This is a genomic window from Streptomyces sp. NPDC005423 (assembly GCF_040606415.1).
In the GTDB taxonomy this organism is placed as follows: domain Bacteria; phylum Actinomycetota; class Actinomycetes; order Streptomycetales; family Streptomycetaceae; genus Streptomyces.
On sequence record NZ_JBEXET010000006.1, the window covers coordinates 32844 to 58536 of the forward strand.

Consider the following 25693-nt stretch of genomic DNA (forward strand, 5'->3'; position numbering starts at 1 on the left):
TCCCGGCAACCGACGCCGGGACGGCCGCGTCGTGCCGCATATGACACCCGACCTGCTCACCGCCCTGCGCCCGCTGCTCACCGCCGAGGCCTCAGCCGAGGCACATGCCTCCGGAACGGAACCGGGCGACCTCGAACAGGCCGTCTGGCTGCGCCTGTTGGAGCGCCTCGACGCCGCCGGCCCGCCCGTCGACCCGCAGCGCTGGCTGCGCCGCGCCGTCCGCTCGGAGGCCCGCCGCACCCGCCGCACCGCCCGCCTGGAACAGGGCTACCGGGACGATCCCGCGGACCACGGTGACCGCGGTCCCGAGCAACGTGCCGTCACCGCGGCCGGGCACCGCGCGCTGCACGACGCGGTGGCCCGGCTGCCGGGCCGCTGCCCGCGTCTGCTGGCGGCCCTCCTGTCAGCCGAGGACCTCACCTACCGCGAGATCGCGGGGGAGTTGGGTATCTCACAGGGAAGTCTCGGCCCGGAACGTTCCAGATGTCTGGCATGTCTGCGGCGATTGCTGGCGCCGGAGGTTGCGACCGGTGAACCACGGGGATAGGAGTGAGGGACAGACGGTGATCAGGTGAGCGGGAGGCGTGCGCACATGGGCATGAGCGTGACCATCTCGGTGGCGACCGAGCAGGACGCAGAGCAGATCTTCAGGCTGCAGTACCTGTGCTTCCAGAGCGAGGCGGCGCTGTACGGCAACTACCGGATCGACCCGCTCGTCCAGAGCCTGGACTCGGTCCGCGAAGAGGTCGCCTCCGACTGTGTCTTCGTCGCCCGGCTGGGCGAGGAAGTGGTCGGCTCGGTGCGCGGCACGGTGACCGGCGACGGCGCCGCGGCCATCGGCAAACTCTGCGTCCACCCGCGTCTCCAGGGCCACGGCATCGGCGCCCGCCTCCTCCGCGCGGCGGAAGCGGCCCTCGCCGAGGAGCGCGGCGCCAAGCGGTTCCGGCTCCACACCGGCCACCGCAGCGAGGGAAACCTCCGCCTCTACCGCCGCGTCGGCTACCAGGCCGTAGGCACCTCCGAGGGCGACGACGGCGTACCGATGATCGTCCTGGAGAAGCCCGTCGAGGCGTACGTCGCGACGGCGTGACGCGCCGGTGCCGCCGCGCTAGGAGGCTGCCGCGCCCGGCTGTCGCCGTCGGGCGGCGGCCTTGCGCAGCCAGTACAGCGCGGAGAGCGGCAGCAGCACCGGGATGAAGACGTACCCCATGCCGTAGTCCGACCAGACCGTCGAGTCGGGGAAGGCGGACGGGTCGGCCAGCGTCCAGGTGCCGACGATGAGCACGCCCGCCAGCTCGGCCGCGCAGCAGACCAGGGCCGCCCGGCGGGCCGTCTCGCCGCCGCGCACCAGGGAGTACGTGATGAAGCCGTAGACCAGGCCCGCCACCGCCGAGAGCGAGTAGGCGAGCGGCGCCCGGCCGAAGTCGGTGGAGATCTGCACCGCCGAGCGCGACACCGCGCCGACGACCATCACGCCGTAGAACCAGACGAGCAGCATGCCGGGGCCGCCGATGAGGCGGGTCCTGGGCGGCTTCTTCTGTGCCGCGTCGTCCGCGCCGGGCTGGGACATGTCGTCCGTGGCGGTCAACTCAGCCTCCCCAGATGTCGTAGAGCCGCACTTCGAGAACGGCGAGGACGATCCCGCCGGCCGCGGCCGTCACCGAACCCCAACGGGTGCGTTCCGCGAGGGACATGAAGCCCGCCGCCGGGACGCACGCGAACGCGCCCAACAGATACGCCACGAAGATCGTCGTGCCCTGCTCCGCCTTCTCGCCCCGCGCCAGCTCCACGATCCCGATCACCAGCTGGACGGTCGCCAGCAGGGTGACCACCGCCATCGCGATGAAGTGCCAGTCCTTCGTCGGCTGGTCTCGGTAGGCCGCCCAGCCGCACCAGGCGGCGAGCAGCAGCGCGGCGACACCGGTCACCAGCGTCAGGGCATCAACCATGCCGCGACCCTATTACGGGCCAAAAGACCCGGTGACCGTAGGGTCGGGAACATGAAGATCCACGCTGAGGCCCTCCTCTTCGACAACGACGGCACCCTTGTCTCCTCCCTCGAATCGGTGCGCCGGTGCTGGGCGCGCTGGGCGGCGGAGTTCGGGATCGCCGCCGAGGAGTTCGCGCGGGTCGAGCTGCACGGGCGGACCGCCGGGGAGATAGCCGCCGACCTGCTGCCCGCGGCCCGCGTCGCCGAGGCGGTGGCGCGGATCGAGGCGCTGGAGGTGGCGGACGTGCCCAACGGCGGCGCGGTGCTGCTCCCCGGCACCCGGGACTTCCTCGACGCGCTGCCCTCCGCCGTCCGCTGGGCCGTCGTGACCTCCGCCACCCGGCGGCTCGCCGAGGCCCGGCTCGCCGCGGCCGGCATCCTGCCCAGGGTGCTGGTCGTCGCCGAGGACGTCACCCGGGGCAAGCCCGACCCGGAGCCGTATCTGCTCGCCGCCCGCCGGCTGGGGACCGACCCGGCCCGCTGTGTCGTCTTCGAGGACGCCCCGGCCGGACTGCGGGCCGGCCGTGCGGCGGGCATGACCACGGTGGCGTTGGCCACGACCCACCAGGTCCACGAGCTCGACGCCGACCTCGTGGTCAGGGACCTGTCGGCCCTGTCGGCGCTGGTCACCGACGCGGGAGTGGAGATCTCCGCGCGCGGCTGACGGACGTCCGCCGCTGTCCATCATGCGGACAGCCGCGCTTTGTCGAGCCTGTACGTCTGCTTTACTGATCGTATGACCATGACGAGCAACCGCAGCTCTGCGACCGAGGCGACCCTGACGCCCGGTGCTCGTTGTATGTGTCGAATGTGCGCCTTCTAGAGGGCCCCGCACCACCCCCGGGCATCGCCCCCGAAGCCGGCAGTAGAGGCATGTCCGTACGCCGTCACGCGTAGGTGACCGAGCCTCCCGCGCACATCCTTCCTCCCCGTACGGGGCACACCCACGCCCGCGTACTCGACAGTCATGGAACCCCAGTGATCACCACATCGGGCCTGACCAAGGTCTACCGCTCACGCGGCCGTGAGGTCACCGCCCTCGACGGCGTCGACCTGCACGTCCGCGAAGGCGAGGTGTACGGCGTCATCGGCCAGTCCGGCGCCGGCAAGTCCTCGCTCATCCGCTGCGTCAACCTCCTGGAACGGCCCACCGCCGGCACGGTGACCGTCGCCGGAGAGGACCTCACCGCCCTCGCCGGACCCGGCCCCCGGGCCGGCCGCGATCTCCGCCGGGCGCGCAGCCGTATCGGCATGGTCTTCCAGCACTTCAACCTGCTCTCCTCCCGGACCGTCCAGGACAACATCGAGCTGCCGCTCGAGATCCTCGGCAGGACCGGCCGGGAGCGCTCGCGGAAGGCCGGGGAACTGCTCGACCTCGTCGGCCTCGCCGACCAGGCCAGGGCCTACCCGGCACAGCTCTCCGGCGGCCAGAAGCAGCGCGTCGGCATCGCCCGCGCGCTCGCCGGCGACCCCAAGGTGCTCCTCTCCGACGAGGCCACCAGCGCCCTCGACCCGGAGACCACCCGCTCCATCCTCCAGCTGCTCCGCGACCTGAACCGGCAGCTGGGACTCACCGTCCTGCTCATCACCCACGAGATGGACGTCGTCAAGCACGTCTGCGACTCCGCTGCCCTCATGGAGCGGGGCCGCATCGTCGAGTCCGGCACCGTGAGCGAACTGCTCGCGACCCCGGGCTCCACGCTGGCCGCCGCGCTCTTCCCGCTCGACGGCGAAGCCACCGGCGAGGACCGCACCGTCGTCGACGTCACCTTCCACGGCGAGGCCGCGACCCGGCCCGTCATCTCCCGGCTCTCCCGCACCTACAACATCGACATATCGATCCTCGGGGCCGCCATCGACACCGTCGGCGGACTCCAGATCGGCCGCATGCGCATCGAACTGCCAGGCCGCTACGAGGAGAACGTCGTACCGATCGGCTTCCTGCGCGAACAGGGACTCCAGATCGACGTGGTGGGCGAGGCCCAGCCGACCGAGGAAGGTGCCGAGTGACCTGGTCCGAAGCGCAGCCCCTGCTGTCCCAGGCGTGTTGGGACACCCTCTACATGGTCGGCTGGTCCACGCTCATCGCCGTCGTCGGCGGACTTCCGCTCGGCATCGTCCTCGTCCTCACCGACCGGGGCGGACTGCTGCAGAACCTCGTCGCGAACAGGGTCATCGGGCAGATCGTGAACGTCGGCCGCTCGCTGCCCTTCATCATCCTGATGGTCGCGCTGATGGGCTTCACCCGGACCGTCACCGGGACGACCATCGGCCGCGAGGCCGCCATCGTGCCGCTCGCCATCGGTGCCATCCCGTTCTTCGCCCGGCTCGTCGAGACGGCTGTCCGCGAGGTGGACGGCGGGCTCGTCGAGGCCGTGCAGGCGATGGGCGGCAACACCTGGACGATCGTGCGCAAGGTCCTCGTACCGGAGTCGCTGCCCTCGCTGATCTCCAGCACCACCACCACGGTCGTCGCGCTCATCGGCTACTCCGCCATGGCCGGCACGGTCGGCGCCGGCGGCCTCGGTGACATCGCCATCCGCTACGGCTACCAGCGCTTCGAGACACAGCTGATGTGGATCACCGTGGCCATCCTCGCGGTCGTCATCTCGCTGATCCAGTTCGCCGGCGACTACGCGGCCCGCTCGCTGCACCGGCGTGCCGGCCAGTCGGGCGCCGCCCCCAGGCTCCGGCTGCTCAAGGCGTCCACCGCGACGAGCAAGACCGTCTGAGCCACCCCTCCCCGAGAACCCCCCGCACACCCTTCGCGGGGCCGCTGCACCCATAAGGAAAGGCACTTTTCGTGCGTAACTCGACCAAGATCACCACCGCCGTCCTCGCCGCCGGAGCCCTCACCTTCGGGCTCACCGCCTGCGGCTCCGGCAAGGACTCCGGCGCCGCCGACCACAGCGGACCGCTGATCGTCGCCGCCAGCCCCACCCCGCACGCCGAGATCCTGAACTTCGTCAAGAAGAACCTGGCGAAGAAGGCCGGACTCGACCTGGAGGTCAAGGAGTTCCAGGACTACATCGTCCCGAACACCGCCACCGAGGACGGCTCGGTGGACGCCAACTACTTCCAGAACCAGCCCTACCTCGACGACTTCAACAAGAAGCGCGGCACCCACATCGTGCCCGTCGTCACCGTGCACCTGGAGCCGCTCGGCCTCTACTCGCACAAGGTGAAGTCGGCCGACGCGCTCAAGAGCGGCGCGACGGTCGCCGTCCCGAACGACGCCGTCAACGAGGCCCGCGCCCTCAAGCTGCTCGCCGCCAACGGGCTCATCACCCTCAAGGCCGGCGCCGGCACCGAGGCGACCCCGCAGGACATCGCGAAGAACCCCAAGGGCCTGAAGTTCAAGGAGGTCGAGGCGGCGCAGACCGCGCGCTCCCTGGACGACGTGGACGCGTCGGTCGTCAACGGCAACTACGCGCTCTCCGCCGGCCTCAAGCCCGCCACCGACGCCCTCGTCCTGGAGTCCGCGAAGAACAACCCGTACGGCAACTTCCTCGCCGTCAAGAAGGGCAACGAGAAGGACCCCCGGGTGAAGAAGCTCGCCAAGCTCCTCACCTCGACCGAGGTCAAGAAGTTCATCGAGGACAAGTACGACGGCTCGGTCATCCCGTCCTTCTGAGTCATCCTGTCCTTCTGAGCCGTCCCGTCACTTCCGGGTCGTCTCCGCCCTTCCGAGTCGTCCCGTACTTCTGAGCCGTCTTGCGGACAACTCGCCGCAACTCACGGGGTCCGCCTCCTCACCCACGGTGGACCCCGTGATGCGGCACGGTGCTTTCATGCTGCATGCTGGGCAGTTCAGCAGGACTGCAGGTTTTCCGAAGGTTACGGAGCGGCGCATGACGAGCACCTTCCCCAACATCTCCATCAGCACGGAGCGGTTGGTGCTGCGGCCCCTCGACGAGGACGACGTGCCCGCCCTGACCGAGATGATGAACGACGAACAGGTCGGCGCCTGGACCGACGTACCCCAGCCGTTCACCGGGGCCGCCGCCCGTGACTGGATCACCGGGTACGCGCCCGCCGAACGCGTCTCCGGCCGCGGCCTGGACCTCGCCGTCACTGAGTTCCTCACCCAACGGCTGGTCGGAATCGTCCAGTTGACCAAGACCGACTGGCATATCCGGTCCACCGAGCTGTCGTACATCATCGCCCCCTGGGCGCGCGGCGAGGGCTACGCCTCGGAGGCGGCGCTCGCCACCGCCCAATGGCTGTTCGGGGACCAGAAGTTGGAGCGCATCGAGCTGCGCACCGCCGCCGACAACACCGCCTCCCAGCAGGTCGCCCAGAAGATCGGCTGCATCAGCGAGGGCGTCCTGCGGGGCGCCTGTATAGCGCACGTCCGCGGCGACGACGGCACCTGGACCGACACCCGTACCGACTTCATCGTGTGGAGCCTGCTGCCGGAGGACCTGGAGGGCGCGGGCGGACAGCACGCGGACGCCGACGGTTTCACCTCGCTCGCCGACTGGAACTGAACCGGCCGCCCCCCGCCCCGCCGCACGTCCCAGCTCCACCAGGTACCCTCACGGAGCCCGTACATGGGCCCATCCCCTGACGACTTGCGCAAAACCCCTGGAGACTGAGGACCATGGCCGACCGCGTCACGGTGATCGGCTGGGACGGCTCTCCGCTCACCGCCGCGGCACGTTCCGCCCTGGGTGCCGCGACCCTGGTGGCCGGCGCCCCCCACCACCTGGAACTTCCCGAAGTCGCGGAGACCGCCGAGCGCGTCCGCCTCGGCAGCGTCGCCCTCGCCGCCCGCCGGATCGCCGCCCACCGGGGCACCGCGGTCGTCTTCGCCGACGGGGACCCCGGCTTCTTCGGAGTCGTACGGGCCCTGCACGCACCGGAGTTCGGCCTGGAGGTGGAGGTGGTGCCCGCCGTCTCCGCGGTGGCCGCCGCCTTCGCCCGGGCCGGCATGCCCTGGGACGACGCGCAGGTGGTCGTCGCCCACAGCCGCACCCTGCGCCGCGCGGTGAACGTCTGCCGGGCCCACCCCAAGGTCGCCGTCCTCACCTCGCCCGGCGCGGGACCCGCCGAACTCGGCCTGCTCATGGAGGGCGTGCACCGCACCTTCGTGATCTGCGAGGAGCTCGGCACCGAACGCGAACAAGTCACCGTCCTCACCTCGGACAAGGCCGCCGACCACATCTGGCGCGACCCCAACGTCGTCATCGTCATCGGCGGCCCGACCGGCCCCGCGGGCGCCCACGACGCGGGCGGCTGGATCGCCGGCCGTGACCCGTCGGCCGGCCCGCGCGGCTGGACACTGCCAGCCGAGACCTACGACGGCGCCCTCGGCGAGGGCGAGTCCGAACTGCTGCGCGCCGCCCAACTCGCCCGGCTGGGGCCCCGGTCGGGCGACCTGGTCTGGGACATCGGCTGCGGCGCCGGTGCCTTCGCCGCCGAGGCCGCGCGGGCCGGCGCCGCCGTCATCGCCGTCGACCGTGCCCTCCCCGCCTGCGTCCGCACCGAGACGGCCGCCCGGAGCGTCGGCGTCCAGGTCCAGATCGTGCACGGCAGCGCCCCGCACATCCTGGAGAACCTCCCCGAACCGGACGTCGTACGGGTCGGCGCCGGGGGAGTGGCCGTCGTCTCCGCGGTCGCCGACCGGCGCCCGCAGCGCATCGTGGCGCACGCGTCGACCCGCGACGAGGCCGAGCTGCTCGGCCGCGCCCTCACCGAGCACGGCTACCGGGTCGAGTGCGCCCTCCTCCAGTCCGTCGAACTCGACACGCGGGCCTGGACGGAGACCGAACGGAGCGTGGTCTTCCTGCTCAGCGGCCTGCTGCCGGACCGCGCCTCCTGACCCGTTCTGTCGTCCCCGTGATCCTGTTGTCGTACTGCGCGCGGTAGGCTGGCCGACTGTTGTACCCCGCCCGGTGACCCGGCACTTCGTAGGCCAATGTCCGGAAAACGCGCCCCTTTTGGGGTGGGTGTGGTACGGCAGAACCGGAGGACGCGCAACGTGGCGCAGTCCACAGCGGGTCGTCGCGGAACCGGCTGTCGTGACGGCGGAACGGCCGCGAGAATGCGAGCCAGTGGCTTCGTCGCCCTGTCGGCGACGAACCGTTCGTGCCGCTGGACACGCACGCTCGTTCTCCACTGCGGAGCGGTCGGTGCGCCGTTCCCGGTGAGCTGGTCGTAGAAGCACTAACCGATGGGCGAGGGGTACGCATGACCGACACCGGCCAGGTCCCGGCCGAGGGGCTGCCGGAGAACGCAGGCATGGTGGAACAGCCGGGCGTCCCCGCGCACGGCGCGTACACCTACCTCTCCGAGACCACCGCCGAGGACGAAGACCTGTTGCTGCTGCCGGGCGCCCAGGGCGCCTGGGGCAACGAGGTGCCACCGCCCGTCCCCGAGCCCGTCGTCGAAGCCGTCCACGAGCCGGGCCCGCACGAGACGGACGGCCGCGACAGCGGCTCGGTCGACCTCAACGGCGTCCGCCTGCCCGCTGCTGCCACGGCCTCCGCCGCGCCGCGCCGGCCGCTGCACCTCGGGCCGCCGACCCCCGACGCCTCCGCCAGCCCGGTCCGCTCCCTCGCCGACCGCGGCCCCGCCGGCGCACCGGTCCGCGCGGCGCAGGTCACGGGCCCCGACTACCTCGACGCCTCCCAGCTGCGGGACCTCCCGCCCCAGGGCGCGAGCCCGTGGGGAACGGCGGCCGTGCAGGCGCCGGTGAGCGCCGGGGTGCGGAGTGCGGAAACGGTTGCTCCGGCTCCGTCCGACCTGTCGGCCTTTCCCTCCGCCCCGGTGGCGGAACCGGCCGACGCGGCCCGCGCGGCGGTGGCCCGGCTCACCACCGATGCCGCCGGGGTGGGCGTCGGCGCGGCGGACGCCGCGGCGGACCCCACGGTCACGGCACCGGCCGTCGCGCAGGTACCGGACGCGGTCGCTCACGTACCGGACGCCGGCGAGGCGCCCGCGTACGCCGTGACGGCCGAGCACGTCGAGCACGCGGTGCACGTCGAGCTCGCGGAGCACGTACTCGCGACCGGGTACGCGCCGGTGGACGCCCCGGCTCCCGAGCTCGCGGCCCCTGAGACCCCCGAGGCGCCCGAAACCCCCGAGGCGCCCGAGACCCCCGAGGCCGCCTACGCGGAGCAGGCCGAGCAGCCGGTGCCGGACGCGGTCGCCGCCGTGGCCGGGCAGCTTCCTGAGCCTGTGGCCGTTCCCGAGCCCGCCGCCGTCACCGTTGCCGAGCCGGTGGCCGTTCCGGAGACCTCGGCTGTGCCGCTGCCCGACGAGGCCGCTGCCGGGACCGTGTTCGCTCCGGGCCTTGTGCAGGCGCCCGAGGCGCCGTTCGCCCCGCCTCACGCGGAGCCCGTCTTCGAGCCCCTGCCCGCTCCCGAACCGGCCGTTCACCTGCCCGCAGAGGGCGTCACGACGGAGCCCGTCGACGCCGTCGTCGTCGCGCACGTCCCGGAGGCGCCGACGGCCGCCGTCCCCGAGCCGGTCGAGGTCCACGACACCGGTGCGAGCCCAGCGGCCCCGGTGTACGCCGAGACCCCGGCGGTCCCGGAGTCCGTGACCGCCGCGCGGATCGCCGAGCCCGCCCCTGCGGCGGACTTCGCCGAGTCGGCCCCGTTCACGGAACCGGAACCGGAACCGGAGCCCGAGCCCGAGCCGGAGTTCGCGACGGCCCCGCCGTCCGCCCCGGACATCGCGGCGGACAGCATGGCGGTCCTCGCCGAAGCCGCCGTAGCGGACGGGCCGTTCGCGCCGGACGTGCCGCAGCCGCAGGAAGTACCGGTAGCGCAACCGCAGTTCGTCCCCGACGCGCGGCACGTCCCCGTCGAAGCATTCGGAATCGAGGCCGCCGTGCCCGGCACCGCTCCCGAGCCGCATCCGCCGGCCGGACCCCAGACGCAGCACACCGACGCCCAGCAGTACACCGAATTCCCGCACGCCGTCCCGGTGATGACGCCGGCCGCCGGTGCGCACGGCGAGCCCGGCCACGTTCCGCCGCCGGACGCGACCCACCCGGCGGAGGAACCGCCGCTCGGCCGGTTCGTCCCGGTCGAGGGCTCGGTGCCCACCACCCCGCACCTCGCCCCGACCCCGCCGCACCCCCTGGTCCTGCCCACGGAGGAGCCGGCCCCCGAGGCCGCCGTCCCCGCCCCCCGCGAGGCGCACCCCGCCCCGGCCGGGCAGCACGACCCCGGACTCGTACAGCGGGCGGACGACCTGGACACCCGCGCCGCCGACCAGGAAGAAGAGGGCGTGCCAGCGGTGGAAGGCGTACGAGAGTCCACCGGTCCCGCGGCGCCCGGCTACGACGACGCCGAGCGCGAGGCCGTGCTCAAGGTGATGCGCGAGCGCCGGGACATCCGCAACGGCTTCCGCAGCGACCCGATCCCGCACGAGGTGCTGCTCCGCGTCCTCGAAGCGGCCCACACCGCGCCGTCCGTCGGGCACTCGCAGCCCTGGGACTTCGTCGTCATCCGGTCCGCCGAGACCCGGCGCGCCATGCACGAACTGGCCATGAGCCAGCGCGACGCCTACGCCAAGTCGCTGCCCAAGGGCCGGGCCAAGCAGTTCAAGGAACTGAAGATCGAGGCCATCCTCGACACCCCGGTGAACATCGTCGTCACCGCCGACCCGACCCGCGGCGGCCGGCACACCCTGGGCCGGCACACCCAGCCGCAGATGGCGCCCTACTCCTCGGCGCTCGCCGTCGAGAACCTCTGGCTCGCCGCGCGCGCCGAGGGCCTGGGCGTCGGCTGGGTCAGCTTCTTCGACGAGCGCGAGATGGTCCGCGCCCTCGGCCTGCCCGAGCACCTGGAGGTCGTCGCCTACCTGTGCGTCGGGTACGTCGACGAGTTCCCGGACGAGCCCGAGCTGATGCAGGCCGGCTGGTCCAAGCGCCGCCCGCTCTCCTGGGTCGTGCACGAGGAGACGTACGGCCGCCGCGCGCTGCCCGGCGAGGACCCGCACGACCTGCTCGCCGAGACGGTCGCCGGGATCCGCCCGCTGGACGCCAAGGCGCTCGGCGAGGCGTGGGAGCGGCAGAAGCGGATGACGAAGCCGGCCGGCGCGCTCGGCATGCTGGAGATCATCTCCGCACAGCTGTCCGGGCTGTCCCGGCAGTGCCCGCCGCCGATCCCGGAGCCCGCGGCCGTCGCGATCTTCGCCGGCGACCACGGGGTGCACGCGCAGGGGGTCACGCCTTGGCCGCAGGAGGTCACCGCCCAGATGGTGGCCAACTTCCTGGGCGGGGGCGCGGTCTGCAACGCGTTCGCCGCACAGGTGGGCGCCGAGGTGTGCGTGGTCGACGTGGGCGTCGCCTCCGACCTGCCGGCCACGCCGGGCCTGCTGCCGCGCAAGATCCGCGCGGGCACGTCCGACATGACCACCGGCCCCGCGATGACCCGCGAGGAGGCCAAGCAGGCCATCGAGGTGGGCATCGAGACGGCCCGCGACCTGGTGGCGGCGGGCAACAAGGCGCTGCTCACCGGCGAGATGGGCATCGCCAACACGACCGCGTCCGCGGCGCTGATCTCGGTCTTCACCGACACCGACCCGGCCGAGGTCACCGGCCGGGGCACCGGCATCAACGACGAGACCCTCGCCCGCAAGACCGAGGTCGTGCGCCGCGCGATCGACTTCCACCAGCCGGACCCCGCGGACCCCATCGGCGTGCTCGCCGCGGTCGGCGGTTTCGAGCACGCGGCCATGGTCGGCCTGCTCCTCGGCGGCGCGTCGCTGCGTACGCCGGTGATCCTGGACGGGGTCAGCGCGGGTGCCGCCGCCCTGGTGGCCCGCGCGATCGCCCCCGAGGTCCTCGCGGCCTGCATCGCCGGGCACCGCAGCGCCGAACCCGGTCACGTGGCCGCCCTGAACAAGCTGGGCCTGCGCCCCCTGGTCGACCTCGACCTCCGCCTGGGCGAGGGCACGGGCGCCCTGCTGGCCCTCCCGCTGGTGCAGAGCACCGCGCGGGCGATGCACGAGGTGGCGACGTTCGACTCGGCCGGTGTCACCGAGAAGTAGCAGACCCGGAGCGGGGGCGGGGCCGGCCGAGTACCGTCGCGGCCGTCCCGCCCCCGCCGTACGCTGAACGCACCTGTGAATCCGCACGTCAGGGCCGCTCCAGAGCCGTAGCGCCCACCCCGCCCGTCCGAGGAGCCGCACCCCCATGGCCGAACACCCCGCCTACCCCGTGGGCCTCCGCCTCGCCGGCCGCCGAGTGGTCGTGCTCGGCGGCGGCCAGGTCGCCCAGCGCCGTCTCCCGGCCCTGATCGCGGCCGGCGCGTACATCCGCCTCGTCTCCCCGGAGGCGACCCCCTCGGTCGAGGCGATGGCGGACTCCGGCGAGATCACCTGGGAGCGGCGGCCCTACGCGGACGGCGACCTCGCCGACGCCTGGTACGCCCTCATCGCCACCAGCGACCCCGGGGCGAACGTCCGCGCCTCCGCCGAGGCGGAGACGCACCGCGTCTGGTGCGTACGCTCCGACGACGCCGACGTGGCGACCGCCTGGACCCCGGCGACCGGCCACAGCGGCGGCGTCACCGTCGCCGTACTCACCACGGACGCGCGCGGCCGGGACCCCCGCCGCACCGCCGCGATCCGGGACGCGGTCGTCGCGGGCCTGAGCGACGGCACCCTGGTCGCGCCCCACCACCGCACCCGCACCGCCGGGGTCGCGCTGGTCGGCGGCGGCCCCGGCGACCCCGACCTGATCACGGTCCGCGGACGCCGCCTGCTCGCCGAGGCCGACGTCGTCATCGCGGACCGCCTCGGCCCCCGCGACCTCCTCGCCGAACTGCCCCCGCACGTCGAGGTGATCGACGCGGCGAAGATCCCGTACGGCCGTTTCATGGCCCAGGAGGCGATCAACAACGCCCTGATCGAACACGCCAAGCAGGGCAAGTCCGTCGTACGGCTGAAGGGGGGCGACCCCTATGTCTTCGGCCGGGGCATGGAGGAGCTCCAGGCCCTCGCCGAGGCGGGCATCCCGTGCACGGTCGTGCCCGGCATCTCCAGCTCGATCTCGGTCCCCGGCGCGGCCGGCATCCCCGTCACCCACCGAGGGGTCGCGCACGAGTTCACGGTGGTCAGCGGCCATGTCGCCCCTGACGACGAGCGCTCCCTAGTCGACTGGCCGTCCCTCGCCAAGCTCACCGGCACGCTGGTGATCCTGATGGGCGTCGACAAGATCGGGAAGATAGCCGAGACGCTCGTGGCGCACGGCAAGTCGCCCGACACGCCCGTCGCCCTCGTCCAGGAGGGCACGACCGCCGCCCAGCGCCGGGTCGACGCGACGCTCGCCACGGTCGCCGAGACGGTCCTCGCGCGGGAGGTCAGGCCCCCGGCGGTGATCGTCGTCGGCGAGGTCGTGGCCGTCGGGCCGCCGACAGTGGCGTAACCCCGGGTAACACAACCCGTCCCCAGCCGTTGGCACCACACCCAGGACAAGGCAGTATCACCCTGTGGCCGATCTCATCACCGTCGAGGATCCCGACGACCCGCGTCTGCGCGACTACACGGGCCTGACCGACGTCGAGTTGCGCCGCAAGCGCGAACCGGCCGAGGGCCTCTTCATCGCCGAGGGCGAGAAGGTCATCAGAAGGGCCAAGAGCGCGGGGTACGAGATGCGCTCGATGCTGCTGTCGGCGAAGTGGGTCGACGTGATGCGGGACGTCATCGACGAACTCCCGGCCCCCGTCTACGCGGTCAGCCCGGAACTCGCCGAGCGCGTCACCGGCTACCACGTCCACCGCGGCGCGCTCGCCTCCATGCAGCGCAAGCCGCTCCCCACTGCGGCCGACCTCCTCCAGACCACCCGCCGTGTCGTCGTCATGGAGTCGGTCAACGACCACACCAACATCGGCGCGATCTTCCGCTCCGCCGCCGCCCTCGGCATGGACGCGGTCCTCCTCTCCCCGGACTGCGCCGACCCCCTCTACCGCCGGAGCGTGAAGGTCTCGATGGGCGCGGTCTTCTCCGTCCCCTACGCCCGCCTCGACCGCTGGCCCAAGGGCCTGGAGTCGGTCCGCGAGGCCGGCTTCGCCCTCCTCGCCCTGACCCCCGACGAGAAGGCGAGCAGCCTCGACGAGGCGGCCCCGCACCGGATGGACCGGGTCGCCCTCATGCTGGGCGCGGAGGGCGACGGCCTCTCCACCCAGGCCCTGGTGGCCGCCGACGAGTGGGTCCGCATCCCCATGGCCCACGGCGTCGACTCCCTCAACGTCGGCGCGGCGGCGGCGGTGGCCTTCTACGCGGTGGCCACGGGGCGCCCCGAGCTGTAGCGCCCGCTTCGGCCGCGACCCGGCGAAAGCGCCGCCGGACGCGGGGAGAGCGGTGAGGTTCGGGGGAGCCCGACGGCGCCGGTCGGCGACGCGGCGCCGGTCTCCGGGTGCCAACTCGCTTGCGGCAAGCGGGTGTTGGCTGGCGATGCCCCGCCCTTCGTCGCGGTGGTCCACCGGCGACGTCACCCGCGAGCGCGACCCCGAGGCCCTTCGAGGGCCGTCAGCTGTCGGGGGCGCCGAGGGGCTGGGGCTTCGCCGCGTCCGGCGGGCGGGGACCGGCCCGGACGGATTGCTCCTGTCCCGACCGCGTCCGGGCGCCGTGCCCGTCGTTGCCGAGGCCGTGCGCCGGCCCCGAACACCCCTGGGCCACCGCGATGCCGAGCGCGACGAGCAGCGTCACGACGACGAAGACGAAGAGCCGTTGGCGCAGCAGCCGCGGGTTGGCGGGCCGCCGTCCGGTCCCGGTGGTCCGCGGTCCCGGCCGACCGGGACCGCCGCGCTGCCCGGGACGGCTTCCGCCGCCACCGGAACGGGTGTTCCGCCCCGACGGAGTCGCCCGCGGCCCGCCCGCCCGGGACGCCGTACCGCCGCCGCGCGACCCGCTGCCGCCCCGGGAGGGGGCCGCACCGCGCGGTGCCGGAGTCCCCTGCGGACGCCGCCGGCTCTGGCCCTGGGTGCGCTGCTGCTCCGGGTAGCTCTCGGAGAGCCGCCCGGTCGGCCGGTCCGCCTCGGCGGCGCGCGGCGCGGGCGGCCGTACGTCGGCCATGCCGTGGGCCTCGCGGGCCGCGATCTCCTTGAGCCGCAACGACAGTTGGAGGGTGCTCGGCCGCTCCTCCGGATCCTTCGCCAGACAGGCCCGCACCAGCGGGGCCAGCGCGTCCGGCACCCCCCGAAGCTGCGCCTCCTCGTGCACCACCCGGTACAGCATCACCTCCGAACTGCCGTGCCCGAAGGGCGAGTCGGCCATCGAGGCGTACGCGAGCGTGGCTCCGAGCGAGAACACGTCCGTGGCCGGCGTGACCGCCGCGCCCCGCACCTGCTCCGGCGCCAGGAAACCCGGCGACCCGACGGCCGTACCGACATGGGTGAGCGTCGAGGCCCCCGTCGCCCAGGCGATGCCGAAGTCGATGATCCGCGGGCCCTTGGGGGAGAGCAGGATGTTGGACGGCTTGAGGTCGCGGTGCACGACCCCGGCCTCGTGGACCGCGACCAGCCCCTCGGAGAGGGCCGCGCCGATCGAGGCGAGTTCGGCGGCGCCGAGCGGCCCCCCGTCGGCGACCTTGTCGTGCAGCGAGGGCCCGGGCACGTACTGCGTGGCGAACCACGGACGGTCCGCCTCCAGGTCGGCCGCGACCAGCCGCGCCGTGCACCCGCCCCGGATCCGCCGCGCCGCCGACACCTCGCGCGCGAACCGCGACCGGAACTCCTGGTCCTCCGCCAGATCCGGCCGGATGACCTTGAGCGCGACCCGCTGGCCCTTGCGGTCGGAGCCGAGGTAGACCACGCCCATCCCGCCCGCGCCCAGCCGTCTGTGAAGCCTGAACGAGCCGACGACGCGCGGGTCCTCGCGCCTCAGGCGCATCATCGCCATGTTCATCCCCGCTGCCCGGTCCGTGTGACGAGCGACAGCTTACGTTTCCGCGCCCGCCCGCGCGCAGAGGCCGCGCCCTCTCGGCCGGACGGATTGTCAGTGCCGGGTGGGAGACTTGAGAGGTGGTCAGGGAGCGCGCCCACAGCGGGACTCGGCGCTACCGGCCGGCCCAACCAGCTTTCACACAAGGGGGATTGAGACCGTGAAAGGTGATCGCGTCGAGATAGTCGTGGACGCCGGTGACACGACCCGTACCTACGAGATGGTGGCGAGCAGAGCGGGCCGCCGGGTGGAGACCGCGGTGCGCCGGGGGGTGGTCGAAGTGAGCGAAGTCACCCGAAACGGCTCGGTGGTGCGCACCGCCCGCTTCATGGCCACCCGCGTCCTCGCCCTGGTCGAGCAGCCGGTGCCCCGCGAGGACAGCTCGGAAAAGTAGGGGCACACCGGACCGCGCTCCGGACGCCCCCTCCGGGAACACCCTGAGACCCGCGCGGCCTTCTCCACCCAGGGGAGTAGTCGGCGGCTCATGGCTCATCCTCCGGGAGGCCCGCCAATCGGTACGAGGGCATGACGACCCATCGCCGCCCCGCGCCTAGATTTGAGGTCAAGCGGCGGGTGCAGCACTCGTCCCCCGAGGTCAGACACCCGCCGCTGCGAACGACAACCGAGCAAGGCAACCGAAGCACGGTCAGGAGAGGGGCCATGGCCCTTACGGCACCGCGGACAGCGATCCGCACCGAGGGACGCAAGGTGTACACCGCGGCGTTCCGCACCCGCCGTACAGGCCGTCGCCACCCGTTGGTGGCGACCCTGATGGCCCTTCCCCTGGCGGTTCTCCTCCTCGTCGTCTTCGACGGCTGGGAGACGGTGGCCACACAGGCGTCGTCCGTGGGCGTGATGCTGGGGCGCTGAGCGGCGACCCCAGGCCCGGAGAGCGGTCCGGGCGGGGACATCCGGCCAGGAAACCCCGTGGGGACGGGGGTGCGGCGGACGGCAAAAAATGCCGGCGCAGCTGGGGAGCTGCGCCGGCATTGCCATGCCCGCCTCCGCCCCGGCCGGTGCCGGACCCGATTGCGTACGCTCACGGCCAGAGCCGTCCGCGACCCGGGAGACCCGTGACCGTCGATCCGCTGCTGTCCGCGCTGACCGCCCGGGCCCGGGCCGCCGCCCACGCCCGGACCCCGACCTGCCCGTGCGCCCCGACGGGCACCCTCGCCGACCGCCCCGACGGCACCGTCGTGCGGCACGCCGGCACGGTCGCCAAGGCGCACGCCCCGGACACCGACCCGGGCGACCTCGGCCGCCGCCTCATCACGGCCGCCCGCCTCCCCGGCATCCTCCTGCCCCCGCTCACCCCGGCCCTCTCCACCACGCGCGACCGCCTGCTGACCCTCTGGCCCTACGGCGCCCCCGTCGACCCGGACGACCCCGACGCGGCCCCCTGGGAAGCCGCCGCCACCCTCCTCGCCCGGCTGCACGGCTCGGGCCCCGCCGCGCACCCCGGCGGCCCGCTGCCCTCGATGCGCGGCCCGGTCAAGGCGGCCCGGGCCATCGCCCGCCTCCGCGCCGCCGGCCCGCATCCCGCCGCCGCCCCCGTCCTGCGGGCCTGGGCCCTCCTCCCCTCCTGGGCCCGCGCCGAAGCCCCGCAGCCCGACCGCACCACCCTCTGCCACGGCGACCTCCACCTCGGCCAGCTCGTGCGCCACCCGGCGCCGGACGGTCCCTGGCTGCTGATCGACATCGACGATCTCGGCACCGGAGTCGCTGCGTGGGACCTGGCGCGCCCGGCGGCCTGGTACGCCTGCGGGCTGCTGCCGCCCGACGAGTGGACCCGGTTCCTGGACGCCTACCGCGCGGCGGCCGGTCCGGCGGTCCCCGGCGACGGCGACCCGTGGCCCGCACTCGACGTACCGGCCCGCGCTCTCACCGCGCAGACCGCCGCCCTGGCAATAGTCAAGGCAATCGCGGCGGACCGCCCGCTCGACGAGGTGGAGGGGGCCGTCGTCGACGCGTGCCGGCGAATGGCGTCCGTCCCGCCGGAGTTGGCGGCCGGATCGGCGAAGTAGGGTGCAACCGACCGGGACCGCACGGAGTCTGTCCTGGGGAAACGTCAAGCAGGACCTACCGGCGAGGAGTTGAGCCGACCATGCAGTGTCCGAAGTGCCATGCGCCGATGCACACGTACAACCGCAACGGCATCCAGATCGAGCAGTGCAGCGGCTGCCGCGGCATCTTTCTCGACTACGGCGAACTGGAGGCGCTGACCCGGGTGGAGTCCCAGTACCAGCAGCCCGCGCCGCCGCCCCCGGGCGTCCCGCAGGCGTACCCGGCCCCGCCCGCGCCCGCCTGGGGCGCCCCGCACGGCGGCGGACACGGCGGTGGCCACTACGGCGGGCACGGCGGCCACCACCGGCACAAGAGCTTCGGCCACATGCTGTTCTCCAGCTGACCGGCGCACGGCAGAAGCCCCCGGCCGTACGAGACGGCCGGGGGCTTCAAGGTGTGGACGATACTGGGATTGAACCAGTGACCTCTTCCGTGTCAGGGAAGCGCTCTCCCGCTGAGCTAATCGTCCTCGGGACGCGACCCGGGGGTCACGAGTGGTGCGTGCGCGATACTGGGATTGAACCAGTGACCTCTTCCGTGTCAGGGAAGCGCTCTCCCGCTGAGCTAATCGCGCGGGTCGAAGCCTTGCGGCTCCAGAGGCCCGGAGGCCTCGGTGGACGATACTGGGATTGAACCAGTGACCTCTTCCGTGTCAGGGAAGCGCTCTCCCGCTGAGCTAATCGTCCTTGGAGGTGGAGACGGGATTTGAACCCGTGTAGACGGCTTTGCAGGCCGTTGCCTCGCCTCTCGGCCACTCCACCAGGAGCGCAGGGGTTCGGGAAGATCCCCTGTACCTTCGAGCGGACGACGAGGTTCGAACTCGCGACCTCAACCTTGGCAAGGTTGCGCTCTACCAACTGAGCTACGTCCGCCTGTCGGTTCGGTCGGCTCACGCGTCCCGGCGACGTGGTGAACTCTAGCGGATTCCGCGGCCAGCACAAAAACACGTTTGTGCAGCGTGCTGCCCTGTACGGGACGTACGTCGTGGTCAGGGCACCCGCGGGGACATACCGAAGCCATCCATGAGACACCCGCCATAGACTCGGCGACGTGTCCCCTCTCGCTCCCCTCGCCCGGTTCGGCGACCGCGTCGCCACCGGTCTGGTGGACGTCACCAGTGACCCGGCGGCTCTCGACTCGTCCGGTTTCTGGGCGGTCTGCGCGGATTTCGAGGGCCGGTTGACCTGCGCCCGCTTCCGGGACGTACGCCGTGAGCCGGTGCCCGCGCCGGCCGCCGGAGCCTGGCGCGGACCGGCGGCGGGGGAGTGGACCTCCTCCCTGGACCGCGCCGGCTACCTCGCCGGGGTCCGGCACATCCGCGGGCGCATCGCGGCCGGCGCTGTGTACCAGGTGAACCTGTGCCGGGTGCTCTCCGCGCCGGTCGGCCCGGACGCCGATGTGGACGCGCTGGCCTCGCTGCTGGCCCGCGGCAACCCGGCGCCGTACGCGGGAACGATCCGCCTCCCCGGGCACGGGGTGGAGGTGGCCACCGCGTCGCCGGAGCTGTTCCTGCGCCGGGCCGGCTCCGTCGTGGAGTCCGGGCCGATCAAGGGCACCGGCCGGACCGAGGCGGACCTGCTGGAGAAGGATCACGCCGAGAACGTGATGATCGTGGATCTGGTCCGCAACGACCTGGGCCGGGTCTGCGCCACCGGCAGCGTCACCGTCCCCGACCTCTGCGTGGTGGAGAAGCATCCGGGCCTGGTCCACCTCGTCTCCACCGTGCGCGGCGCACTGCCGCCCGGCGTGGGCTGGCCGCGGCTGCTGGCCGCCGCCTTCCCGCCCGGTTCGGTCACCGGCGCTCCCAAGGCCGCCGCCCTGCGGGTCATCGGCGAGTTGGAGACGGCGCCCCGGGGACCGTACTGCGGGGGCGTCGGCTGGGTCGACGCGGACCGGGGCACCGGTGAACTGGCCGTCGGCATCCGCACGTTCTGGATCGACCGCGCCGACGGCGTGCTCCGTTTCGGCACCGGAGCCGGCATCACCTGGGGCTCCGACCCCGAGGGCGAGTGGCGGGAGACCGAGCTGAAGGCGTCCCGCCTGCTCGCGATAGCGTCGGGCGGGTACCAGCGAGTGGAGGGACCCTGACGTGAAGATCTGGCTCGACGGCGGACTGAGGGACACCGAGTCCGCCCGTGTCTCCGTCTTCGACCACGGACTGACCGTGGGCGACGGCGTCTTCGAGACGGTGAAGGCGGTCGACGGCACGGCCTTCGCGCTCACCCGGCACCTGGACCGGCTCACCCGCTCGGCACGCGGCCTCGGCCTCCCCGAGCCCGACCTCGACGAGGTCCGCCGGGCCTGCGCCGCCGTGCTCGACGCCGGCCCCGTGCCGCTCGGCCGGCTGCGCATCACCTACACCGGCGGTCACGGACCCCTCGGCTCCGACCGGGGCGACCGCGGCCCGACGCTCGTCGTCGCCCTCGGCGAGACCGGCCGCCGTCCCGACTCCACGGCCGTGATCACGGTCCCCTGGACCCGCAACGAACGCGGCGCCCTCACCGGCCTGAAGACCACCTCGTACGCCGAGAACGTCGTGGCGCTCGCCCGCGCCAGCCAACACGGCGCGTCCGAGGCGCTGTTCGCCAACACGGTCGGGCAGCTCTGCGAGGGCACCGGGTCGAACGTCTTCGTCGTCCTGGACGGCGAGATCCACACCCCGCCCGTCGCCTCCGGCTGCCTCGCGGGCATCACCCGCGCCCTCGCCGTCGAGTGGACGGGCGCCCGGGAGACCGAGCTGCCGCTGGACGTCCTGGAGCGGGCCGACGAGGTCTTCCTCACCTCCACCCTGCGCGACGTCCAGGCCGTGCACCGCGTCGACGGACGCGAACTCCCGGGCGCCCCGGGGCCGGTGACGGCGAAGGCGATGCGGGTGTTCGAGGAGCGCTCGGGCGACGACCTCGATCCGTAAAAACCTGCCCTCCGGGGCTGACCTGGGGCTCCGTCACGGGTAGAACACCCCCGATGACCACGACCCTGCGGCCGACCGAGCCGCTTCAGCGCGAGGCCGACGGAACCCTCTCACGCCGGTACCAGGTGTGCGTGAACAGCCGTCCCGTCGGCGCGATCCACCTCGGCACGAGTCCGCAGTTCGGTACGGCGGTGGCCCTCATCCGGGACCTGCGCATCGAGGAACCGGACCGTCGGCGCGGACGCGGCACGGTGGCGGCGCTCGCCGCCGAGGAGATCGCGCGCGGCTGGGGCTGCGGCCGGATCGAGGTCGCGGTGCCGGCCGGCGCCGAGGCGGCGCTCAAGGGGGCGACGGCCCTCGGTTACGTCCCGCGCAGCCGCGTCATGGGCAAGCCCCTCGGGGACACCCCGCCCCGGCTGCCGGACGGGAGCCGCGCCCGCCCTATGACCGCCGAGGAGTTCGTGCCCTGGCAGGCGCACGAGAAGGAGACGTACGCGCGCAGCTGCGTCCCGCACGGGGTGCCGGAGGCCGAGGCCCGGTCGATGGCCGAGAGGGGCCACGCCGCGGTGCTGCCGGACGGCCTCGCCACCGAGGGCATGCTCATCAGCTGCCTGGAGCACGAGGGCGAACTCGTCGGCACCCTCTGGCTGGGCCCCCGGGAGGGCGGCGGCTTCGTCTACGACGTGGCGACCGACGCGGGGCACCGGGGCAGGGGTCACGGCCGGACCCTGATGCTCCTCGCGGAGGCTCAGTCCGTCGCGGCCGGCTGGAGCGGCATCGGACTCAACGTCTTCGTGGGCAACATCCCGGCCGAGCGGCTCTACGAGTCGCTCGGCTACGAGACGCGCGTCCGTTACCTGTACAAGAGCCTGCTCTGAGCCGCGCGCTGCCGGGCCCCGGTCCGGGGCTCACGCACCCCCGGCCAGCAGCCGGTCGGCGATCTCCTCGATCCGGGCCCGCAGCCCCGCCTGGCTCTTGCCGCCGTCGAGGCGTTCGCCGCCGATGACGTACGTCGGGGTCCCGGTCACGCCGATCGCCTTGCCCTCGGCCTGGTCCGCGTCGACGATCAGAATGTGCCGCCCGTCGATCAGCGCGGTGTCGAACTCCTCGGCGTCCAGGCCGAGTTCACGGGCGACCTCGATCAGGAACGGTTCCCCCGCCCGGTCCAGCTCCGCGACCCGGCCGAGCACGGCCTCGGCGTACGCCCAGCCCTTCCCCTGCTCCACGGCCTCCTCGACGGCCTGCGCCGCGGCGAACGCGTGCCGGTGCTTCTCCAGCGGGAAGTGCCGCAACCGCAGCTCCAACCGGTCGCCGTAGCGGGCACGCAGCGCCCGCACGTCGTCCAGGGCTGTACGGCAGTCCGGGCACTGCAGCTCGCACCAGACGTCGAGAACGGGGACGACGGGGGTGGGCTCGGAGGAGGAGTCACTCATGGGCCCAGTCTCCCAGCTCCGCCGGTCCCGCTCGCACCGTCCCCCGCGGGAGCGTTCTCCGGCCGACCCCGCCAGCGCGTCCGTCGCCGACCGGCACCTGGGGAGGACCCGACCCGGAGATGTCCCTGATGTCGGGCCGGGGCATGGCCTCGCGGGGAGGGAACGGTGCAGGATGGAGGGGTCAAGCACGTCGTGGCCGCCCGAGCCGCATGGAGGACCGGATGATTGCCGAGACCGTCTGTTCCGCCGTCTCCGTGGCCGGCCTGGGTATCGCCGCGGTCACCGCCTACCGCAAGCGTTTCCTCTCCGCCGCCCGCATCGCCGCCTACTCGCTGGTGCCGATCGGCCTGGTGATGACCGGTGTCGTCGGCTGGGCCGCGCACACCGCGTTCAGCCCGACCGCCTGGGCCGGGGTGGTCGTACTCGCCGGCGCCTGGCTGCTCTTCGCCGGCACCCGTGGGGTGGAACGCCGCCGCGGCGGCAGCCGCAAGGAGCGCAGAGCGGCGGCCCGTGAGGCGGCGCGGCCGGAGACGGTGGCCCCGGCGTCCTCGGCACCCTCCCTGGGTCCGGCCACCCGCCCGGCCACGCGTCCGGCGCCCCGGCCCGCCGCCGCACCCCGCGCGTCCGGGAGCGGAGACGACTTCAGCGACATCGAGGCGATTCTGAAGAAGCACGGCATATGACTGTCGTACGAGGAGCTGAAACGGCACAGAGCGACCGAGCTCTGTCCTGAACCGATCAGGACCCGACGCGACCCGTAACGGGCGATACGGAATTAAGCGAACTCCCTCTCAATCCGGGCGCGTTGGACGCGGTGAGGGTCTCGGCTGCGTCATCATCGCCGCGAGATGCTGGACACCACACAGAGCGACGCCGCGCCGCCGAAAGACGAACCGCGTGGCTGCCTTTTCGCCCTTTCCCAGCCACCGCTGATGATCTTCCTAGCGGTGATCGGGTGTCTGCTGCTCATGGCCTCGCTGCACGACCTGCTGATGCTCTGAGCCGTACTCGTGGTCCCCGGCGTCACCCGCCGGGGACCACGACCTCATCCTCCAACGACGGGCCTCAGCTCGCCGCTTCCTTGCGCCGGGCCCGGTAGGCCGCCACGTGCAGCCGGTTCCCGCAGGTGCGGCTGGAGCAGTAGCGGCGCGAACGGTTGCGGGACAGGTCGACGAAGGCGCGCCGGCAGTCGGGGGCCTCGCAGCGGCGCAGCCGCTCCTGCTCCCCGGCGACCACGAAGAACGCCAGCGCCATCCCGCAGTCGGCGGCGAGATGGTCCGCGACGGAGGCGCCGGGCGCGAAGTAGTGCACATGCCAGTCGTAGCCGTCGTGGTCCGTCAGCCGAGGAGTGGTGCCGGCGGCGGCGATCAGCTCGTTGATCAGCCCGGCGGCGGTCCGTGGGTCCGGCGCGGCGAAGACGGCGGCGAACCGCCCGCGGAGCCGGCGCACCGCGGAGAGATCCCACTCCGACAGCACCCCGATGTCGCTGACGGCGTGCTTCTCCACGAAGTGCGCGAGCATCGCCACATCCTGCAGTGCGTCCGGGGTCGTGGCCCCCTCCGGCGCGGTGTTCACCAGATCCACCACGGCGTCGAGCGCGCACCGCGTGTCGTGGGTGATCAGCACGTTGGCTCCCTGGGCCTGGGGTCGGGCGGCGCCCGCCGATGCTGGCCGATGGTAGTGGCTTCCGGTGCGACGGCCCCGTCGTCGCCCCGGGTTCCCGCCGGCGGCCCGGCGTCCGTGACTACGCGGAGTAACGGTGCGCGGGGGAGACTCGGCCACGCACTCTGGCGCGCGCCCTCGGCTGGATCACGCACCGGCGCCGCCCCCGCGACGAATCGCGGCGACGGCGCCGGTGTGTGCCCTATGCGGTTGTCTGAGCCCGAGCCGTCTCCCCGAGTGGACGGCGCCGGGCGGCTTGGTGGGGCCGGGCCCTAGCTCTCCGCCAGGATGTGCGACAGCTCCTGATCCAGGTCGAAGTGCCGGTGCTCCGTGCCGGGCGGCACGGCCGCGTCCGTCCGCTTCAGGAAGGACTCCAGGGCCCGCGCGGGAGCCTCCAGCAGGGCTTCGCCCTCGGGAGAGCTCAGGGCGATGCAGACGACGCCCTGACCATGGCTGCGCGACGGCCAGACTCGGACGTCGCCGGTGCCGGTGGGCCGGTGGAGGCCCTCGGCGAGGAGGTCACGGGCGAACACCCACTCGACGGTCTCCTCGGCTCCGGTGTGGAAGGTGGCGTGCACGGCGTAGGGGTCGGCCGTGTCGTACCGCAGGCCTGCGGGGACAGGCAAGGACGACTCGCTCGACACAACGAGGCGCAGGTGCAGCTCGCAGCTGACCGTGGTGTTCATAAGCGCCAGGGCCTTTCGCTCAGTGTGCGCTCGGGGATTCGCACGTCGGCGAAATCGACATGCCACCTACGGTGCCGTTGTAAACCCCTCTGAGTGTTTTGCGTGCCTTTACGTAACTCTTCCGGCCGAGAAGCCGTGCGGTCCGTGCGGCCATTCCGGTGACCGGTTTCCCTCGGGTAGGGTTGGGTCATATGAATACGGGGAGTGACGATTCGGGCGAGGTCGCCGTGGTGTCGGAGGAGAAGTCGGACGGGGCCGAAGAGTCACGGGACGAGCAGGGGCTCGGTTCCAAGGCGCCGGAATTCGTCAAGCGCCGCCGAGCACTGCACCTCAGCTGGCAGGTCGGCGTCTTCGTGCTCGGGCTGGCGGTGGTGGGGGCCGGCGTCATCATGCTGCCGCTCCCCGGGCCGGGCTGGGTCGTGATCTTCGCCGGTATGGCGATCTGGGCGACCGAGTTCGTCTGGGCCCAGCTGGTGCTGCGCTGGACCAAGCGCAAGGTCACGGAGGCGACGCGGCGCGCGCTCGACCCGGCGGTGCGCCGCCGCAACATCGTCCTGACCTCCGTCGGCCTGGTGATCGTCGCGGCCCTCGGCGCGGTCTACCTGTGGCGGTTCGGCGCGGTGATGCCCTGGAAGATCAAGGACCAGTGACCGGCGCGACGTGCTCCGGGGGCCGCGTCGGCCCCCGTTCGCGCTGGTGGGGGGCACCCCCTGACATGGGGTAATGTTCTCCGTGCGTCCGGGCGATTAGCTCAGCGGAAGAGCGCTTCGTTCACACCGAAGAGGTCACTGGTTCGAACCCAGTATCGCCCACCCCGACCGACGGCCCGCCTGGCATGCCAGGCGGGCCGTCGACGTTCCCGGGTCGTCCACGAGGGCCGTCCCCGCCGGGGTCCAGGCGTTTTCCGGCCGATCTCCCGGCGGTGCGACGCGTGCCGCCCCGTTCGGCCCGCCGACCACGCGCCCCTCACCTGCGACGTCGTTCCGGCGGCCCGGACGGGCCCGCGCGGGCCGCCGGAGACCTGTCGGGCCGGACCGCGAGAAAT

The 25693-nt window shown here is 73.0% G+C and carries 27 protein-coding genes and 6 tRNA genes; 22 read left to right on the forward strand and 11 right to left on the reverse strand.

Features of this window, described 5'->3' with window-relative positions:
* Positions 1-40 precede the first annotated feature (40 nt).
* Entirely contained in the window at positions 41-547 is a 507-nt protein-coding gene (locus ABZT12_RS10145) for a sigma-70 family RNA polymerase sigma factor (RefSeq protein ID WP_356380856.1), read from the forward strand.
* A gap of 45 nt (positions 548-592) precedes the next feature.
* The gene (locus ABZT12_RS10150) at positions 593-1090 is read left to right on the forward strand and encodes a GNAT family N-acetyltransferase (RefSeq protein ID WP_356380859.1); all 498 of its coding nucleotides are present in this window, start codon (positions 593-595) and stop codon (positions 1088-1090) included.
* A gap of 18 nt (positions 1091-1108) precedes the next feature.
* Here ABZT12_RS10150 and ABZT12_RS10155 read toward each other — a convergent pair whose 3' ends face one another.
* Together ABZT12_RS10155 and ABZT12_RS10160 are read right to left on the reverse strand one after the other, a co-directional pair.
* Entirely contained in the window at positions 1109-1570 is a 462-nt protein-coding gene (locus ABZT12_RS10155; protein WP_356380862.1) for a hypothetical protein, read from the reverse strand.
* Between the two features lie 19 nt (positions 1571-1589).
* Positions 1590-1949 carry a hypothetical protein gene (locus ABZT12_RS10160; RefSeq protein WP_356380382.1) on the reverse strand — a complete coding sequence of 120 codons (360 nt, stop codon included), beginning with the start codon at positions 1947-1949 and terminating at the stop codon, positions 1590-1592.
* 51 nt (positions 1950-2000) lie between these two features.
* Between ABZT12_RS10160 and ABZT12_RS10165 the strand changes: the two genes are divergently transcribed.
* From ABZT12_RS10165 to ABZT12_RS10205, 9 genes are all read left to right on the forward strand, one after another.
* Complete coding sequence (locus ABZT12_RS10165) at positions 2001-2654, forward strand: HAD-IA family hydrolase (RefSeq protein ID WP_356380385.1); 654 nt, start codon at positions 2001-2003, stop codon at positions 2652-2654.
* Positions 2655-2968: 314 nt separating this feature from the next.
* Entirely contained in the window at positions 2969-4000 is a 1032-nt protein-coding gene (locus ABZT12_RS10170) for an ATP-binding cassette domain-containing protein (RefSeq protein ID WP_356380387.1), read from the forward strand.
* Entirely contained in the window at positions 3997-4722 is a 726-nt protein-coding gene (locus ABZT12_RS10175; RefSeq protein WP_356380390.1) for a methionine ABC transporter permease, read from the forward strand. Before ABZT12_RS10170 ends, ABZT12_RS10175 begins: the two co-directional genes overlap by 4 nt.
* A gap of 71 nt (positions 4723-4793) precedes the next feature.
* On the forward strand, positions 4794-5624 hold the full coding sequence (locus ABZT12_RS10180; protein WP_356380393.1) for a MetQ/NlpA family ABC transporter substrate-binding protein: 831 nt from the start codon (positions 4794-4796) through the stop codon (positions 5622-5624).
* A 217-nt stretch (positions 5625-5841) separates the two neighbouring features.
* Positions 5842-6480 carry a GNAT family N-acetyltransferase gene (locus ABZT12_RS10185; protein ID WP_356380396.1) on the forward strand — a complete coding sequence of 213 codons (639 nt, stop codon included), beginning with the start codon at positions 5842-5844 and terminating at the stop codon, positions 6478-6480.
* A 113-nt stretch (positions 6481-6593) separates the two neighbouring features.
* The gene (gene cbiE / locus ABZT12_RS10190; RefSeq protein WP_356380399.1) at positions 6594-7814 is read left to right on the forward strand and encodes a precorrin-6y C5,15-methyltransferase (decarboxylating) subunit CbiE; all 1221 of its coding nucleotides are present in this window, start codon (positions 6594-6596) and stop codon (positions 7812-7814) included.
* 368 nt (positions 7815-8182) lie between these two features.
* Complete coding sequence (gene cobT / locus ABZT12_RS10195; RefSeq protein ID WP_356380402.1) at positions 8183-11998, forward strand: nicotinate-nucleotide--dimethylbenzimidazole phosphoribosyltransferase; 3816 nt, start codon at positions 8183-8185, stop codon at positions 11996-11998.
* A 145-nt stretch (positions 11999-12143) separates the two neighbouring features.
* Positions 12144-13376 carry a uroporphyrinogen-III C-methyltransferase gene (gene cobA, locus ABZT12_RS10200; RefSeq protein ID WP_356380405.1) on the forward strand — a complete coding sequence of 411 codons (1233 nt, stop codon included), beginning with the start codon at positions 12144-12146 and terminating at the stop codon, positions 13374-13376.
* Positions 13377-13440: 64 nt separating this feature from the next.
* Complete coding sequence (locus ABZT12_RS10205; protein WP_356380408.1) at positions 13441-14259, forward strand: RNA methyltransferase; 819 nt, start codon at positions 13441-13443, stop codon at positions 14257-14259.
* Positions 14260-14479: 220 nt separating this feature from the next.
* Here ABZT12_RS10205 and ABZT12_RS10210 read toward each other — a convergent pair whose 3' ends face one another.
* Positions 14480-15856 (reverse strand): serine/threonine-protein kinase, encoded by a 1377-nt coding sequence (locus tag ABZT12_RS10210; protein WP_356380411.1) that lies wholly within the window; start codon positions 15854-15856, stop codon positions 14480-14482.
* A 196-nt stretch (positions 15857-16052) separates the two neighbouring features.
* Between ABZT12_RS10210 and ABZT12_RS10215 the strand changes: the two genes are divergently transcribed.
* The 4 genes from ABZT12_RS10215 to ABZT12_RS10230 all read left to right on the forward strand — a co-directional run bounded on the left by ABZT12_RS10215 (position 16053) and on the right by ABZT12_RS10230 (position 18299).
* Positions 16053-16286 carry a hypothetical protein gene (locus ABZT12_RS10215; protein ID WP_356380413.1) on the forward strand — a complete coding sequence of 78 codons (234 nt, stop codon included), beginning with the start codon at positions 16053-16055 and terminating at the stop codon, positions 16284-16286.
* A 266-nt stretch (positions 16287-16552) separates the two neighbouring features.
* Positions 16553-16762: a hypothetical protein gene (locus ABZT12_RS10220; protein ID WP_356380415.1), complete on the forward strand. Its 210-nt coding sequence runs from the start codon at positions 16553-16555 to the stop codon at positions 16760-16762.
* A gap of 203 nt (positions 16763-16965) precedes the next feature.
* Positions 16966-17916 (forward strand): aminoglycoside phosphotransferase family protein, encoded by a 951-nt coding sequence (locus tag ABZT12_RS10225; RefSeq protein WP_356380417.1) that lies wholly within the window; start codon positions 16966-16968, stop codon positions 17914-17916.
* 80 nt (positions 17917-17996) lie between these two features.
* Positions 17997-18299: a zf-TFIIB domain-containing protein gene (locus ABZT12_RS10230; protein WP_356380420.1), complete on the forward strand. Its 303-nt coding sequence runs from the start codon at positions 17997-17999 to the stop codon at positions 18297-18299.
* A gap of 54 nt (positions 18300-18353) precedes the next feature.
* On the opposite strand, the gene ABZT12_RS10235 is transcribed toward ABZT12_RS10230, so the two are convergent.
* From ABZT12_RS10235 to ABZT12_RS10255, 5 genes are all read right to left on the reverse strand, one after another.
* A tRNA-Val gene (locus tag ABZT12_RS10235) sits at positions 18354-18425 on the reverse strand.
* A 33-nt stretch (positions 18426-18458) separates the two neighbouring features.
* Positions 18459-18530, reverse strand: a tRNA-Val gene (locus ABZT12_RS10240).
* A gap of 40 nt (positions 18531-18570) precedes the next feature.
* Positions 18571-18642, reverse strand: a tRNA-Val gene (locus ABZT12_RS10245).
* 1 nt (position 18643) lies between these two features.
* Positions 18644-18717: transfer RNA gene (locus ABZT12_RS10250), tRNA-Cys, on the reverse strand.
* 38 nt (positions 18718-18755) lie between these two features.
* A tRNA-Gly gene (locus ABZT12_RS10255) sits at positions 18756-18828 on the reverse strand.
* Between the two features lie 178 nt (positions 18829-19006).
* Here ABZT12_RS10255 and ABZT12_RS10260 point away from each other — a divergent pair.
* Genes ABZT12_RS10260 through ABZT12_RS10270 form a run of 3 tightly spaced genes read left to right on the forward strand, consistent with a single transcriptional unit; the run spans position 19007 to position 21745 of the window.
* Positions 19007-20044, forward strand: coding sequence for a chorismate-binding protein (locus ABZT12_RS10260; RefSeq protein WP_356380422.1), 1038 nt, complete (start codon positions 19007-19009; stop codon positions 20042-20044).
* 1 nt (position 20045) lies between these two features.
* Entirely contained in the window at positions 20046-20867 is an 822-nt protein-coding gene (locus ABZT12_RS10265; RefSeq protein WP_356380425.1) for an aminodeoxychorismate lyase, read from the forward strand.
* A 53-nt stretch (positions 20868-20920) separates the two neighbouring features.
* Entirely contained in the window at positions 20921-21745 is an 825-nt protein-coding gene (locus ABZT12_RS10270) for a GNAT family N-acetyltransferase (RefSeq protein WP_356380428.1), read from the forward strand.
* Positions 21746-21775: 30 nt separating this feature from the next.
* Here ABZT12_RS10270 and ABZT12_RS10275 read toward each other — a convergent pair whose 3' ends face one another.
* Entirely contained in the window at positions 21776-22300 is a 525-nt protein-coding gene (locus ABZT12_RS10275; protein ID WP_356380430.1) for a DsbA family protein, read from the reverse strand.
* A gap of 221 nt (positions 22301-22521) precedes the next feature.
* Here ABZT12_RS10275 and ABZT12_RS10280 point away from each other — a divergent pair, with 221 nt between their 5' ends.
* The gene (locus ABZT12_RS10280) at positions 22522-22983 is read left to right on the forward strand and encodes a hypothetical protein (RefSeq protein ID WP_356380433.1); all 462 of its coding nucleotides are present in this window, start codon (positions 22522-22524) and stop codon (positions 22981-22983) included.
* A 165-nt stretch (positions 22984-23148) separates the two neighbouring features.
* Complete coding sequence (locus tag ABZT12_RS10285; protein ID WP_019059824.1) at positions 23149-23301, forward strand: hypothetical protein; 153 nt, start codon at positions 23149-23151, stop codon at positions 23299-23301.
* A 64-nt stretch (positions 23302-23365) separates the two neighbouring features.
* Here the strand turns inward: ABZT12_RS10285 and ABZT12_RS10290 are convergent, their stop codons facing one another.
* Together ABZT12_RS10290 and ABZT12_RS10295 are read right to left on the reverse strand one after the other, a co-directional pair.
* Positions 23366-23926: a CGNR zinc finger domain-containing protein gene (locus ABZT12_RS10290; RefSeq protein ID WP_356380436.1), complete on the reverse strand. Its 561-nt coding sequence runs from the start codon at positions 23924-23926 to the stop codon at positions 23366-23368.
* 308 nt (positions 23927-24234) lie between these two features.
* On the reverse strand, positions 24235-24648 hold the full coding sequence (locus ABZT12_RS10295; RefSeq protein ID WP_004002642.1) for an SsgA family sporulation/cell division regulator: 414 nt from the start codon (positions 24646-24648) through the stop codon (positions 24235-24237).
* 191 nt (positions 24649-24839) lie between these two features.
* On the opposite strand from ABZT12_RS10295, the gene ABZT12_RS10300 reads away from it, so the two are divergent.
* Both ABZT12_RS10300 and ABZT12_RS10305 read left to right on the forward strand, forming a co-directional pair.
* Positions 24840-25298 carry a TIGR02611 family protein gene (locus ABZT12_RS10300; protein WP_356380439.1) on the forward strand — a complete coding sequence of 153 codons (459 nt, stop codon included), beginning with the start codon at positions 24840-24842 and terminating at the stop codon, positions 25296-25298.
* 90 nt (positions 25299-25388) lie between these two features.
* Positions 25389-25460: transfer RNA gene (locus tag ABZT12_RS10305), tRNA-Val, on the forward strand.
* Positions 25461-25693: the final 233 nt, after the last annotated feature.

Bases quoted from the DNA above. Each gene is read 5' to 3' on its own strand.
- cbiE (WP_356380399.1), top strand. From the start codon at position 6,594: ATGGCCGACCGCGTCACGGTGATCGGCTGGGACGGCTCTCCGCTCACC.
- ABZT12_RS10155 (WP_356380862.1), bottom strand. From the start codon at position 1,570: ATGTCCCAGCCCGGCGCGGACGACGCGGCACAGAAGAAGCCGCCCAGG.
- ABZT12_RS10275 (WP_356380430.1), bottom strand. From the start codon at position 22,300: ATGAGTGACTCCTCCTCCGAGCCCACCCCCGTCGTCCCCGTTCTCGAC.
- ABZT12_RS10280 (WP_356380433.1), top strand. From the start codon at position 22,522: ATGATTGCCGAGACCGTCTGTTCCGCCGTCTCCGTGGCCGGCCTGGGT.
- ABZT12_RS10230 (WP_356380420.1), top strand. From the start codon at position 17,997: ATGCAGTGTCCGAAGTGCCATGCGCCGATGCACACGTACAACCGCAAC.
- ABZT12_RS10210 (WP_356380411.1), bottom strand. From the start codon at position 15,856: ATGAACATGGCGATGATGCGCCTGAGGCGCGAGGACCCGCGCGTCGTC.
- ABZT12_RS10165 (WP_356380385.1), top strand. From the start codon at position 2,001: ATGAAGATCCACGCTGAGGCCCTCCTCTTCGACAACGACGGCACCCTT.
- ABZT12_RS10185 (WP_356380396.1), top strand. From the start codon at position 5,842: ATGACGAGCACCTTCCCCAACATCTCCATCAGCACGGAGCGGTTGGTG.
- ABZT12_RS10160 (WP_356380382.1), bottom strand. From the start codon at position 1,949: ATGGTTGATGCCCTGACGCTGGTGACCGGTGTCGCCGCGCTGCTGCTC.
- ABZT12_RS10295 (WP_004002642.1), bottom strand. From the start codon at position 24,648: ATGAACACCACGGTCAGCTGCGAGCTGCACCTGCGCCTCGTTGTGTCG.
- ABZT12_RS10300 (WP_356380439.1), top strand. From the start codon at position 24,840: ATGAATACGGGGAGTGACGATTCGGGCGAGGTCGCCGTGGTGTCGGAG.
- cobA (WP_356380405.1), top strand. From the start codon at position 12,144: ATGGCCGAACACCCCGCCTACCCCGTGGGCCTCCGCCTCGCCGGCCGC.
- ABZT12_RS10270 (WP_356380428.1), top strand. From the start codon at position 20,921: ATGACCACGACCCTGCGGCCGACCGAGCCGCTTCAGCGCGAGGCCGAC.
- ABZT12_RS10145 (WP_356380856.1), top strand. From the start codon at position 41: ATGACACCCGACCTGCTCACCGCCCTGCGCCCGCTGCTCACCGCCGAG.
- ABZT12_RS10220 (WP_356380415.1), top strand. From the start codon at position 16,553: ATGGCCCTTACGGCACCGCGGACAGCGATCCGCACCGAGGGACGCAAG.
- ABZT12_RS10150 (WP_356380859.1), top strand. From the start codon at position 593: ATGGGCATGAGCGTGACCATCTCGGTGGCGACCGAGCAGGACGCAGAG.
- ABZT12_RS10285 (WP_019059824.1), top strand. From the start codon at position 23,149: ATGCTGGACACCACACAGAGCGACGCCGCGCCGCCGAAAGACGAACCG.
- cobT (WP_356380402.1), top strand. From the start codon at position 8,183: ATGACCGACACCGGCCAGGTCCCGGCCGAGGGGCTGCCGGAGAACGCA.